This is a genomic window from Micromonospora sp. NPDC049204, assembly GCF_040647935.1.
GTDB lineage: Bacteria > Actinomycetota > Actinomycetes > Mycobacteriales > Micromonosporaceae > Micromonospora.
Map to the genome: position 1 here is coordinate 109028 of NZ_JBEZDC010000008.1, position 13418 is coordinate 122445.

Here is a 13418-nt window from a genome sequence, read left to right on the forward strand (position 1 = left end):
CGCACCCCGCCAATTCGTCTATTCGTTCGATGCTGGCCGCAGTTCATCATCTTCCCGCCCGACCGTTCAGGCTCAGCCACGCACGCTGCGGCCTGCCCAAACGGCTACCGCTTCATTTCTTGCTCGCTTACGGGGGATACACCCCCTTGCATTCTCCATCGCCATTCCAAAGTTGATCTTCTACGGTCGAGCCATGTTGTCCGTCACGCGCATCTCGCCCGGCGACGGCTACCGCTACGTCATCGAACAGGTCGCCGCTGGCCGCCATGACCTGCGCCCGCTGGACGACGGAGGGCCAACGCCCTACTACATCAACCACACCGCGCGGGGAGAGAGCCCCGGCTGGTGGGCCGGCAAGGGCGCCGCCGTCCTTGGCGCCTCCGGCTGGGTCAACGAGCGGCAAATGCGGTACCTCATCGGCCAAGGACGTCACCCGCTCGCCGGTTATCGGCTCGGGCAGAAATGGCGGATCTACAGGCCCATGACCGACGAGTACCGCGAGAAGGCAGTCCAGCGGGCGCTGGCGCACCTGCCCGCCGATGCCACGATGGAGCAGCGCGACAAGGTATGGCACGACATCATGAACGCGCCCGAGCGGCGGGCCGTATCCGCATACGACGTCACCGTCTCCCCCGTTAAATCCGTATCGCTGCTGTGGGCGTTCGGCGACGACGCGGTCAAGCAGGATGTTATGGCCGCGCACCACGCCGGGGTGCGGTCGCTCCTCGATCACCTCCAGCGCCACGGTGCGTTCGCCCGCGCCGGCGCGGGCGGCGTCCGCCAACTCGACACCGCGGGCCTGGCGGCGCTGGTCTTCGACCACCGGATGAGCCGCGAGCGTGACCCACAACTGCACTCGCACGTCGTCGTCTCCAGCAAGGTCCAGACGGTGACCGCGGACGGCGATCCGCAGTGGTTGTCCCTCGATGGCAGGGCCTTCTACCGGGCGACGGTCGGCGCCCGGGTCGCCTACGAACGCGCGGTGGAAGTCGAACTTCACCGCCGCCTCGGGGTTAGCTTCGGCGCGCGGAGTGACTCCGGTATCCGTGAAATCGTCGGTTTCAGCGAGGCGTCGCTGCGTCACTTCGGTAAGCGGCGGGGCGCGATCACTGAGGAGATGGACCGCCGCACTGACAGGCAGGCTCCGGCGACGCGATCCGTGGCCGCGCAGTGGCGTCGCCGCGCGCAGGATGCGACGTTGCGGACCCGCCGGCCGCACAAGGGCGCCGAGTCCACCCAGCAGGCCGTGCAGCGGTGGCAGGCCGAGGACCGTACTGCGCGACTCGACACCGCCGGGCAGGTACGCCTCGTCCTCACCGGCGCCGCCCGTGACGACATCGCCGTCGCCGCGCGGCGGGTCCTTCGCCGCGCGGACCGGCTACATCCGGACGGCGTCGACGAAGCAGTGCTCCGTGAGGTCGCCGCTCAGCTCGGTGTCCCCGCCGCCGAACACGACCGCGTCGTCGACGCGGCCGTGCGTAGCGACGTGCGTCTCGCTCTCGCTCGTGCCGTGCGCAACCTCGGTCGCGAGCGGGCCGTGTTCGGCCGCGAACATCTCGAGTTGGCCATCGGCCGCGTCCTCGACATCACCCCCGGCCAGTCACCGCAGGCCGATTGGCAACGGGTGCAAACGCTTGCCGGCCGGGCCATCGCCGATGGTCTGGCCGGGCTGCGCGTTCTCACACCGCCGGCGCTCGTGCAGTGGGGGCCGAGCCTGCTGCGCGGCAGCGACCGGCACAGCGAATACACCCGGCACCGCGACCTGCAGATGACCACCCACACGGTCCTCGCCGCCGAGAAGGAAGTCCTCACCTACGCCGGCCGCCGCGGAGCCATCCCCGCCCCAGCGGCAGCGATCACCTCCGCCGCAGCGGCCCTGCGGTTGTCTCCCGAGAAGGAGGCGGCGCTGCGCTGGCTCGTCGGCGACGACCGGCGGGTCACCGGCGTCGTCGGGCCCGCCGGCACCGGCAAGACCTACCTGCAACGGGCCGTCGTTACCGCCGCACGCGACAGCGGTGTGCCGGTGGTCGGCCTCACCGTCGGACAGTCCGCAGCGCAGCTGCTCGCCGACGCCACCGCCTCGCCCGACGGGCAGGTGTTGCGGACCGAGAACATCGCCCGGTGGCTGCACGCCCAACACCGGCCGCCCTCCGGCACCACCGCCGCGGACTGGCAGTTCCGCCCCGGGCAGTGGGTCATCATCGACGAGGCATCGCAGGTCTCCAGCCACGACCTCGCCCGTCTCGTCACCCTCCTCGACAAGGTCAACGGGAAACTCATCCTCGTCGGTGATCCCGAGCAGATCTCCGCGATCGGGCCCGGCGGTTTGTTCCGCTACCTCGACAGCTTTGGCACCACCACCCACCTCTCCCAGGTCCACCGGTTCACCCAACCGTGGGAAGGAGCGGCGTCGCTGCGACTGCGCGGCGGCGACCTCACCGTCCTTGCCGAGTACGACCGCCGGGGCCGGCTCGTTGGTGGGCACCGGGCGCAGCTCGTCGGCCAGATGCTGGACCGGTGGGCAGGCGATATGGCCGGCGGTCTGCGCAGCATGATGCTCGTCGAGACCGGCGACGAAGCAGCTGATATCGCCCGTCGCGCCCGCGACATCCTCATCCATGCCGGCCTCGTCCGAGCTGGCCCCGCCGTGCGGCTGCGCGACGGCAACCGTGCCAGCGTCGGCGACATCATCGTCACCCGCCGCAACGACCGACGTATCAGCGCCGGCAGCACCTACGTCGCGAACCGCGACCAATGGCGCGTCGACGCCATCAACCGCGCCGGCCAGGTGCAGGTCACCAACCTCCGCACCACCGCGACCGCCCTGCTGCCCGCCGCGTACGCCGCGCAGCACGTCCAGCTCGCCTACGCCCTCACCGTCGACTCCGTCCAAGGCCAGACCGTGCACACCGCCCGCGCGGTCGTCGACGACAACACCTCCCTGGCCCGCCTCTACGTCATGCTCACCCGCGGAACCACCCTCAACGAGGCGTACGTCGTCACCGACGACCACCCCCGCGAGGGAACCCCACCGCAGCCCCCCACCGCCCGCGTCGCTGTCCTCGCCGACATCATGCGCCGCGCCACACCCGACCACTCCGCCACCGAGACCGAACAGCACCTCTGGGCCGACGTCGACGCGCTGCACGCCTGGACGCCGATCTACGACGACCTGTCCGCCCGCGCCCGCATCCCCGAATACCTCGCCATCGTCCGGCAGATCAGCGGACGGCAGCTGGCCGACCGGCTCGCCCGGGACCTCGCGCTGCCGGCCCTGATCGCCCGCCTCACCACCATGCGCGAAGCCGGCCACAACCCCACCGACGTGCTGCGCCGCGCCATCCGGCCCCGCGAAATTGACTCCGCCGACGACATCGCCGCGGTGCTGTCCTGGCGCATCGACCGCATCATCGGCCGCGCGACCGCCGACCCCACGATCGCCACCACACCAGAACTCGCCGCGACCTACACCGACCGCATGCCCGCCGACCTCACCGGCGACATCGGAGACGCCCTGCGCCAGGTCGCCGGCATCTGCGACCGCCGCGTCCGCGCCCTGGCCGACCTCGCCGCCGAGCAGCAGCCCGCCTGGGCCCGCGCCCTGGGCGACGTCCCCAACGACACCGCCGGCCGCGACCAGTGGCTAGCCCGCGCCGAGGTCGTTGTCACCTACCGCGACCGATACCAACTCACCAGCGAGCACCCCATCGGCCCCGAACCCTCCACCAGTGACATCGCCCGGTGGAACGCATGGCACCGCGCCCGCGTCGTCGTCGGCACCGCCACCCTCGCCGGCCGCCTCACCACCACCGACGACCAAGAACTCACCCGACTCATCACCGCGCAACGCACCGCCGACGACGCCGCGCCGCCGTACGTCGCCGACCAACTGCGCGACGCGCACCTCACCCTCACCGACGTCGAACAGCGCCACCACGACCTCGCCCTCCTCCTCACCGCCGTCGACGCCGCCGGCCAGCGCGCCACCGCCCACGCCCAACAGCTGCACCCCCGCTGGTGGCAACGCGGGCCATCGCGCACCCGGATCCTCACCGCCCAACGCGAAACCCAACAGCGGATCGACACTGCCACCGGCCGGGCCGCCAGCCTGCGCGCGAAGCTGACCAGCCTGCGCGAGGTCATCGACCAGCGCCAAGCGCGGGTCACCGACCTCGAATCCCGGCACCGCACCTGGAGCCGCTGGTACACCAGCGCCCTGCCCACCCGCTACGCCGGACTCGCCGCCGCAGCCGAACAAACCCGCCGCACCACAACCCGCCGCACCACCCTGGCCGACGCCATCGCCACCACCACAGCGCGAGTCCGAGCCATCGACGAAACCCGGCCGCAGCCACACGTCACACCCATCACCGAGCACCTGCCCGAGCAAGCCACCGCCGCCCGGGAACGCACCACTACCCGCGACCTGGCGACCGTAGAGGAAGCGGAGATTGACTGATGGCCACGCATCCCACCGCGTTCGTCGACGAGTCTTGGCTCCAGCAACGCAACAGCCCCGGCGCCTACCTGATGGCCGCCGTCATCATCGACCACGACAGCGTCCCCGCCGCCGAGGCCGCCGCGACAAGAGCCGCCGGCATCCACGACGGCTACCACTCGACCGCGCTGTACCACCGAGGACACGTCGGGACCATCGAAGCGATGCTCGACGTCGTTGCCGAACACGCCGGCTGGTCCGTCGTCTCCGCCCAAGTACCCATCAACCCAGGCAACACGGCCGCCGTACCTAACAACCCACGCCACGTACACGCACACCTGGAAGGCCAACGCGAACACGCCCGACAACTCAGCACCGAACGGCTCCTACGCCACCTCAACGACCAACGAGTCCGCGACGTGTACCTGGAAACCCGGGGCAGTCCCGCAGAGTGGCGCAACGCTCGGGAAACCGGCAGTCGGCTGCCCAGCATCGACCGCAACGACATCCGCGTCTACCGCCGACTCCTCGAACAGGGAGCCATCAGCCACCGAATGCGGCTCATCCACGTCGAAGGGCGCAACGACCCCGGACTGTGGATGGCTGACGCCGTCGCATGGTCCGCAGGCCGCGCCATCCGCACCGACGAACCGCAATGGTGGAACCGGATAGCCGACGTCGCCACCATCCTCGAAGCGAGCACCGGCACCGAACTGCGCCTCAACGCGAGTGGGGCCGCTCCACCAGATGGCGAACGCGACCCCCACAACCTGAGCCAAAGAGCCCAGCCCATGTCCTCACCCGTATTGTACTCCGCCGCGCCAACGGAACACCAGGTCGGCGCCATCCTGAACAGCCTTGTCGCGCAAGCCGAGCACGCAAGGGCACCCGCTGCTGAGAAGCTGACCCGTGAGGTGCTCGGCTACGTGCAGCAGATCGCCAGGCGCGTCGAACAACTCAGCGACACCGTCAACCACATCCTCCCGCGACCTCCCAGCGAAACCGCACGGCCACCCGCTCCTAAAGTCGAGAGCGTCGAACAGAACGACGTCGGCGTGTCTCACCATCGTGAAATCGACGATTGATCTCAGCTGCCCAAGCCGACCGCCACGCGCGGGTCGAGCGGCCCAGGGCGGCTGCTCGACTGCCGCCGCGAGCATTAACCGAGGACCGCTCTTAGCCCAACCTCACAGTCGATGCGGAGCATCAGGTGCCTGCTGACGACGACGCCCTAACCTCGGGCAGCCTCCAAGTTCAGATGCAGGCGACCGCGCCAGAGAGCGCTCGATGGGTCGACGCCATCCGGACATTCGACGTAGCGAGCGCTAGCCAGCGGCGGGACAAAGCCACCGACTGCCTTCGCATACCGCTCTCCCTCGGGCGTGCGCGACGCAGAGTGCCGCGGCTGAAAGGCCCAATGTTCGGCGGTCGCGGTGGCACAAGCATGCGACCACAGCGAGCGGGCGACACCTAACCTGCGGAACCCCTCGACGGTGAACACGTCAAGAACGGTCCCGGCCGGCAGGCCGCCAGGGACGGCAAGCGCAGGCTTCGCTGCTGCCGGCAGTCGAAGGTGCGCGATCCGCGCCGCATCGGCCACGGCCACGAACCGGACCTCAATCGGATGTTGTGGGCCGTCGAGGATCTCCGCGATCAGCACCACGCCCAGTCCACCGATCTGCACACGAGCCTGAGTCTCAAGCCTCCGCCAGGGCACGGGCACCACTGCAAACGAAGGATCCATGCACCGACTCTCGATCAAGATTTCGACAGTGGCCCGCAGTAGGCTGGTAGTCGCCGCGCGGATGGTGCTAGCCGGCGCCCTGCGGGCTGACCACACCTCCGACCTGGAAGCGCCCTCGATACGGCTCGCCGAAGGCGTCCACCCTGCGAAGCGTGGACCTCACCCTCGCCTCGCCAGCGGCGACGTCACCCGTTCGCCGAAGCAATTCGGTCGTTTCCTTGGCACTTAGGTCGCTCTGAGGGCTGCGCGCCAAGTGGTGAAGGCATGCTCTGGTCAACGTAGCTGCCGGATTGCGGTGCTCGGTGACCTCGGGCCAGTCCGGCTGGACCGGCAGGAGCGCTGCGAACTGGCGCTTCGCGTCCTCCCGATGTGCCAGGACCTCAGCCACCGCCGCAGAGACGCTCGATAAGCTCGTGCCCAACACTGTCTGCAACCGGTGCCGGGTCTCGGGTGCAACGAGGTAGCGAATCGTGCCGACCGTGGCCAATGCGCCGACCACTAGCCACGGCCAAGGAACGCGCCGGGCCGTGGCGAAGACCCCATGGAGCAAGCCATCGGCAGCCACACCGAGAAGCGCGTTGAGTGCGCCAATCAGGCCCCCGAGGGGGCCGAGATCGCCAACGGCCCGCAACTCGTCTAGCCACTGTGCGTGGGCCAGATGGTCGTGCTGTTCGCCGTACACGGCTCGGAGTGGCGCTCGGTCTCTGCTCAACAGCGCCGCATTGAGCAGGATCGCCAAGGTCGCGGTGGGGACGTCATCGGGGTCGCAGTAGTCGCTGGCGTCGGAGGGCTGAGTAAGGAAGTCCAGACGCCGCTGCTCGATGGGGGTCGTCAACCCATCGGGCACCTGAACGCACCGCAACAACGGCGCCACGTCACCGCGCCAGGCCGCACGAACCGCTGCAGGTTCGAGCCTCTTCTGCGCCGACCACTCCTCTAGGTGCTGCTCGATTTCCTTCACAACGTGCGGCGCGCAGAATAGGCGCAGCACCCCGCTGTTGGCGGCGTTCAGCATGAGAGTTCGACCCTTGCCGGCGGCCACTCGTAGCAAGTCGTCGCGTAGAGCATTGGCATCGACCACGACCGGGAAAACCTCGGGCAACATGGCCGGTGCGAACCTACCGCGCTCGTCGGGAATACTCACAGGGCTCGCCGAGTTTCTGCGGTGAGCCTGTTTGAGGAACATGCGGACAGCATCGCCGTGCGCCGGCGCGCCGGGAGGATCGGGTGGCGTAGCGGTCATCGCCCCGGCACCTCCCAGCCGCTGCGAGGAACTCGCCGAGACCGCTGCGGCATCGACTTGAGCACAAAGTTCATGTCACCATCCTCCGATCGGTGGCAACTGGATTCGCGCGGCACGCCGAACGCCCAACAACACCGAAGGAGCAACGCCGAGAAGATTCCGCGCGTGCTGACCACGTCCCCCAGACCGCGCTTTCAGCCCCCAGGCCATACAAGATCTCACATCGTCCCACTTGTCGTGTCGCGTGTCGCCGCTCGGCAGCTGTCAGGAGCGGTACTTCCGGGCGCCGGGGCAATGGTCGGCATGCTGCGGCTGCCGGAAACCGCGCCGGCCCCTCGCTCACGGCGGCCAGGGCCATGCAGACCACCCCCGACCTCACGTGCACCTTCACCTTAAACAGGCCATCGAACGTGTGTACGATCCGGGGCGTGATGGAGGAAGTTGTCCGGCGATGGTGGAACGGAGTGTGGGGACGACTGACCCGGCGCGACGTGTGGCTGATCCGTCAGGCGCGGTGGCTGGTCGTCGCGCGCGCTGGTGACACCGAAAGCGGGCGGGTGCTGCGCTGGACGTACGACTCACATGATGACGCAACCAGAATGGTCGACCGCCTCCTGCGCTCCGACACCGCAGGCCGGTGGCGCGAGCAACAAGGCGGCACCCCGCCCCATCAAGCCTCCTCGGATGGAGGCGAAAAGCTGCGAGAGTAGGCGCGGCCATGGGATCCAAGGGCGGCTGTCCGCCAGCCCTCGACTCGCACCTCTATCAGCAACGTCACGCCGTGGAGTGCGGCATCGGCCGCCTCAACTGCAACCGAGCTGTGGCCAGCCGCTTCGACAAGCTCGCCGTGCGCTACGCGGCCACCATCCACCTTGCCGCGTAGACGAGGTGCGGCTACCGCATGATCGCCTGTCTGCTGCGCGGACACAACTTCAGATCTGGCGGTGGCCGTTGCCACAGCGCGCCGTGCTGGGCGGCGATCGCGTTCGTGACCGGGCTGCCCTGGACAGCAGCCCCTCCCGAACGCCGCTGGCTAAGTCACTCCGGTCGACATCGAGCGCAGCTGTTCACCGATGAGACGACGGTGCACGGCCGGCACGACGCCGTCTCGAAGGTTCTCGACAAGCAGCCGCTCATGGCCGATCACGTGCGCAATGGCCGCAGCAAGCCCTGCCGCCACTGGCTCTACCTCCAGCGCTCGCTGAATGGCGGCAGCGTCCTCACCCCGGCCGCCGTACGCGGCGATATGGCGAAGCGCATCGGCGGCGTCGTGCAATAGGTCCGCTTCTAAACCGGTACATGGATTGGTGAGGATTTCGACTTCGAAGTCTTCCCAACCCCTCGCCGGCTCGGACTGGAGCGCCGAATCCGGGTGCCTCCTGACACCAGCGAGGCCGCGCACGCTGCTGTGCGCGCGGATCTCGTCGACGATCGCCGGAACCAGCTGTTGAAGCGCCGCTGCTGTCTCCCGCGTCGTGGGCGTCCCTGCCAGCGAGGCCCGCAGTCCCTCTGCCACTGCCGCGCGCTGGTCGTCGCCGGTGCTGGCGAAGCGCACCAGACATTTGGTGATCGGGGAGAGATCTGGCGGGTTGGGCTCTGTCAGAACCCTCAAGCCGTGTGCGACGAGCCGGTCGCGCCACCTTGGGTAGGAGCGGGCCATGCCGTCGTCGATGATGTCCAGCGCAAGCCGCGGACCGATCGGTACGGCCTGGCCGAGGCGGTAGTCGGCGTCCTTGTCGTCGATGGTCTCGACGAGGCGGACCAGGGCGTCGTGCTGATGCGGCTGAGGAGCGGAGAAGAGCTGGCCCGCTGCGAACAACCAGGTGTTCCGCCAATACGGGCTGGCGGCCGAGGAGCGAAGGCGTTGAAGGACGTCGTCGAGCAGCCCCGTGGTCAGGTGCATGGCCGCCATGAGTTCTTGCAGGGAGCGGACATCGAAGCCGTAGCCCTCCGCGCCGCGAGGCGCGATCAGGACCAGCCGCTTGGTGGCGGCATCGAAGATCTTGTCCAGCAGGGGTTCGTCCTTGCCCGATGGCTTGAACCCGGCTTCGTCGAGGACCTGCCACGCGATCTGCCGCAGCTCGACTGCCGTGAGGCTGGCGTAGGAGCGGTCGCCCGTCTCGGCGCGCACCTGCAGCTCGAAGCCAACCCGTTCGTGTAGTTGCTGGATCTGCTGGCCAAACTCCTGCAGCATCCTATGCAACCCACCGGGCTTGTCACGTTCTCGCCTGAAGACGGCGTCGTAGTAGCCCCGGAAGAGGCTGTAGCGGTCCGGGGCCAGCTGACCGGCGCCATCGATGATGATGGTCAGGATCAAGACTTGCAACGGAGTCCTCAGCAGGTGTTGCAGCGCCTCGTCGTCCGCGGCCTTGTGCAGGCGTGTGAGCACTCGTTCGATGCGATCGAGGTCCGTGCGAAGGCGGACCCTCGTCGCGAGCTTGCCGTAGCGGACGGCCTCGGGGAGTTCGAGGAAGTCGAGGTCGATCCGCTCGAAGTGCGCGGGCGCGATGTTCTCGGTGTAGCCGACCGGGCGGGTAGTAAGGACAACCAGCACGTCGCATTTATCGGCGTCAGCGGCGTTGACGAACTCGGTGACGCGCTCGATCAGGCGCTTGCGCACGGCGGGTTCGGTGACTTCGTCCAAGCCGTCTAGGACGAGCAGCCAGGGCCACTTCTGCATCCAGGTCTTCAGCGCCCACGGCTTCACCTCTCCCATGTCGGAGCGGCGCGAAACCTTGTGGGCGATCCACCGAAGCAGAGTCGAGTCGTCGCTGAGTCCTCCTTCCTGGGCGTACAGGGCCAGGTCGACGCGCATCGGCCATCGGCGGTTTTTCGGCAGCTCACGGCCGAAGCGCTTCAGGGCTGCCGCAGTGCCCCTGATGACGTCGCGGTACCCGTCGCTGAGGTCTTCGGCGTGTTCGAGCATGGCCGCTCGGAACACCTGGACGAGGAACTTGGAAATCGTCGTCTTGCCGTTGCCAGGCGCGCCGGTGACGATCAAGTGCCGGGGCGCCGCCTGGGTGGTGACGCCGGGAGCGAGCACATGTTCGGCGCGGTCGAGCACGTACTTCACCACGCTCGTACGCCTGGCGCCGCCGGCGAAGGTGATGGGCAGGTCGATGGCCACCTCGTGGACGGGGATCCCCTGGCCGTCGCCGCTGCCCGCCTCGTCGAAATAGATGAAGCCCTCGCCCATGAGCGTGGTCTTGGCGTGCTCCCGGAGGCCTTCTTCGAGGTCTTTCAGCGGCATGGTGTCGGTTAATTGCGCCAACGCGGCAAAGACGTCGCCGGCGGTGAGGAACCCCGGAAACGCATCGCGGACGGCGGGGTGCACTTTGAGCAACGCCTGGATCTGGTTGCCATCCCAGATACGCACCTTCTTGATGCGCTTCAGCCTGGCCAGGCGGGCAATCCGCTCCTCCACGGCCTCGGGGTCGACCTCCCGACTGTTGTCGGCAAGGCGCTCCAGATAGCGCTTGATGTTCTCGTTGAGAAGATCATGACCGCCGACCTGGGGGAACGGCGTGAGCATCACGTTCGTGATGATGATCAGGAAGTCGGGAATCGGATTGCGATCTCCGTAGGGGTTGGCCCAGGCATCGAGCTCGCCGCGGACGTGCCCCCACAGCCAGGCCGCATTCTCTTGGTGGCTGGCCGACGGGGTCGCCCGGTGCTTCACCTGCAGGACGGTGTACCCCTCCCACACCTCGGCAGGCTGATCCTCCGTCGGCTTCCAGATGAGCGAACCCCGGTGGTACAGGTCCCGTCCGCCGTCCCGGCCTGAGCCCATCACCTGGACACCCGGCCCGAAGGAGGCGACCGCCAGGCTGGCCGCAAGGTCCTGGAAGCCTGTTGGACCCAACTTCTCCAAGTCGTCGCTCACATCACACCTTCTCGACCACCCTGTAACCCTGATCAGGCTGCCTCAGTTCCGGGGGCAGCCTACGCGGGCAGGGCGCCAGGCCAGGCAGCCGGCGCGCTCAGGAAATCCTGCATCTCACGGCCGATGAGAGTCGCCCCGCAACTGCACGCTCACTACGACTCGCCGAAGTAGCCCTCCTCCTCGCCGAGCAGCAGCACGACGTCGTTGATGGCCAGGGTCGACGGCGGCGGTGGTCCGTCCCCGTACGGTCTTCAGGCTTGAACGTCGAAGCCGTGAAGACCCGCCGCGCTCACGACAAAGATGACGCGCCCGCGCGGCGCGACGGCGCAGTCCCGAATGGTCGACCCGATCGGCATTGCGGCCTGCGTCGACCGCTCCCGGCACCACACGGCCACAGCATCGTCGCCAACGACGGCGAGCCAGGTGCTGTCAGGGCCAACGAGCAACTGCCGAAGACCGCCAGCGGCGGCTTGCTGTACACCGCCAGCATCACCACCGCAGCCCTCGTTGTGCTCCTCGCACCCACGCCCGTCCGCCGCCGCGACGCCCGCAAAGTCCTCGCCCTTCTCCTCCGCCGGACTTTTACCGAAAACCCGAACCACGGTAAGCCCACCCAGCAGTGAAGTTTCCACGGCAGAGGGAGCCGGCAGCGGCGCCAGGTCGCAACCGCATCACAGAGACAACCAGCAACTCCGCGCCTACCCTGCGACAGCAATTGCGCACCACGGAATACGACTACTTTTGATGCTTCAACGCCCTGAATCCGTCAACCAGCGCGCTTGCCACACCAAGGCTTTTGCAATTGACCCAGACGGGTTACCCTACAGTTCCGTTAGGACCCAGATTGACTTAGAGGAGCAGCGACGTGGCTCGGCGAATCATTCATAAACTGCTCGACGACCTGAACGGTGGAGACGCCGACGAGACTGTCACGTTTGCCCTTGACGGGGTCCAGTACGAGATCGACCTGTCAGACGCCAACGCCAAGCAGCTACGTGACGTCCTCGCCCCTTACGTGAGCAAAGGCAGCAAGATCGGCCGGGTAGTCTCGATCGGCGACGGCCGGCGGGCCGCCCGGGCTGCGGCAGGCGCGAGCGGGGGACGACGGGGAGCCACTACCACCGACCCGGAGCAGAACAGAGCGATCCGGGACTGGGCGAAAAAAGCCGGGAAGAACATCTCCGACCGTGGGCGGATCCCGGTAGAAATCGTTAACCAGTATCACGCGCAAGCAGGCCGCTGACCTTCCACCCTGGCCGCGAAGGCGTAACCAGTGGCCCGCAGCGAGTCGACAAGCCAATCAACGAGCAATGATCGCGGACCGCCGCAGCGCGGAGCACCAGGCCATATTCCTCCCCTCGATCAGGGGTGAGGTCCCTACTCAATGGGTCCGCTGCGGTAGTCCGTCCATCGGGGTCGGCTTCGCGCCTGGGACCGAGTTCGGGCAGCACGACGCGGAGCATGAAGCCTCAGTCACTGTCGACGGAGGCGTCGGGGCCGAACGGTGCGCGGTCCCCTGCTCGCTCCGATTCCTCAAAGCTCCCGCGTCAAGCAACACTGGAGCCGACGATTACAAGGTGTGGGAGAGGATCGAGGTGCCGTGCGTCGGTGGTCCGGTGGATGCCCGGTCTCTTCGCGTACCGCTTGACGACGATGGTCTTCCCCCTGCCCAGATAGACCAAAGCTGGCTGTGGGTGGAGTACGGAAGCGAACTGTTCGACCTCGACACGAACGGAAAGTACGAGCTGGAACCGGTCGCCGGCCATGGTCCGCCCTGGGTCTACGCCTGGGTCAGCCAGCCACCTGGGCGAGCGCCTACGACTTCGTCGTGAGAAGTGCCGGGACCGCGCTCGCGCCGGGTCATCAGCACGATGCCGACTCCGATCCCGGCAATCGTGAGAATCAGCCACAGGGGCGGCCAGTTGTCACGTCGAGTTGGTCTCCCGCGCCTCGTCACGCAGGTGCTTAAGATCCTGAGCAGAACTTCCGGTAGGTCTGCTCCCGGCTCGGCGGCCGTCTCGCCTTCGCCTTCCCGATCCTTGGCCGCAGTGCCGTGACAGATACACATCGCCCCACCTGGCGTAGCTGTTCGCTTACAGGATCCTAGGGA

9 protein-coding genes and 1 pseudogene are annotated in these 13418 nt (G+C 67.7%); 7 read left to right on the forward strand and 3 right to left on the reverse strand.

Features of this window, described 5'->3' with window-relative positions; all coding sequences use genetic code 11:
* The first annotated feature begins 193 nt into the window (after positions 1 to 193).
* Entirely contained in the window at positions 194 to 4459 is a 4266-nt protein-coding gene (gene mobF / locus AB0A90_RS17430; protein ID WP_357248339.1) for a MobF family relaxase, read from the forward strand.
* Positions 4459 to 5523, forward strand: a complete 1065-nt coding sequence (locus AB0A90_RS17435) for a hypothetical protein (RefSeq protein ID WP_357248343.1) — start codon at positions 4459 to 4461, stop codon at positions 5521 to 5523. Before mobF ends, AB0A90_RS17435 begins: the two co-directional genes overlap by 1 nt.
* A 146-nt stretch (positions 5524 to 5669) precedes the next feature.
* Here AB0A90_RS17435 and AB0A90_RS17440 read toward each other — a convergent pair whose 3' ends face one another.
* Entirely contained in the window at positions 5670 to 6182 is a 513-nt protein-coding gene (locus AB0A90_RS17440; protein ID WP_357248346.1) for a hypothetical protein, read from the reverse strand.
* Positions 6183 to 6249: 67 nt separating this feature from the next.
* The gene (locus AB0A90_RS17445) at positions 6250 to 7368 is read right to left on the reverse strand and encodes a PIN domain-containing protein (protein ID WP_357248347.1); all 1119 of its coding nucleotides are present in this window, start codon (positions 7366 to 7368) and stop codon (positions 6250 to 6252) included.
* A 15-nt stretch (positions 7369 to 7383) separates the two neighbouring features.
* On the opposite strand from AB0A90_RS17445, the gene AB0A90_RS17450 reads away from it, so the two are divergent.
* From AB0A90_RS17450 to AB0A90_RS17460, 3 genes and pseudogenes are all read left to right on the forward strand, one after another.
* Positions 7384 to 7821 (forward strand): phage DNA packaging protein J, encoded by a 438-nt coding sequence (locus AB0A90_RS17450; protein ID WP_357248774.1) that lies wholly within the window; start codon positions 7384 to 7386, stop codon positions 7819 to 7821.
* Between the two features lie 35 nt (positions 7822 to 7856).
* On the forward strand, positions 7857 to 8135 hold the full coding sequence (locus tag AB0A90_RS17455) for a hypothetical protein (RefSeq protein WP_357248777.1): 279 nt from the start codon (positions 7857 to 7859) through the stop codon (positions 8133 to 8135).
* A 38-nt stretch (positions 8136 to 8173) separates the two neighbouring features.
* A pseudogene (locus AB0A90_RS17460) lies at positions 8174 to 8308 on the forward strand (IS5/IS1182 family transposase); the annotation flags it as partial.
* 150 nt (positions 8309 to 8458) lie between these two features.
* Here the strand turns inward: AB0A90_RS17460 and AB0A90_RS17465 are convergent.
* The gene (locus AB0A90_RS17465; protein ID WP_357248350.1) at positions 8459 to 11308 is read right to left on the reverse strand and encodes a hypothetical protein; all 2850 of its coding nucleotides are present in this window, start codon (positions 11306 to 11308) and stop codon (positions 8459 to 8461) included.
* A 257-nt stretch (positions 11309 to 11565) separates the two neighbouring features.
* Here AB0A90_RS17465 and AB0A90_RS17470 point away from each other — a divergent pair, with 257 nt between their 5' ends.
* Both AB0A90_RS17470 and AB0A90_RS17475 read left to right on the forward strand, forming a co-directional pair.
* Complete coding sequence (locus tag AB0A90_RS17470) at positions 11566 to 11931, forward strand: hypothetical protein (protein WP_357248353.1); 366 nt, start codon at positions 11566 to 11568, stop codon at positions 11929 to 11931.
* Positions 11932 to 12173: 242 nt separating this feature from the next.
* The gene (locus AB0A90_RS17475; protein WP_357248355.1) at positions 12174 to 12551 is read left to right on the forward strand and encodes an Lsr2 family protein; all 378 of its coding nucleotides are present in this window, start codon (positions 12174 to 12176) and stop codon (positions 12549 to 12551) included.
* Positions 12552 to 13418 lie beyond the last annotated feature (867 nt).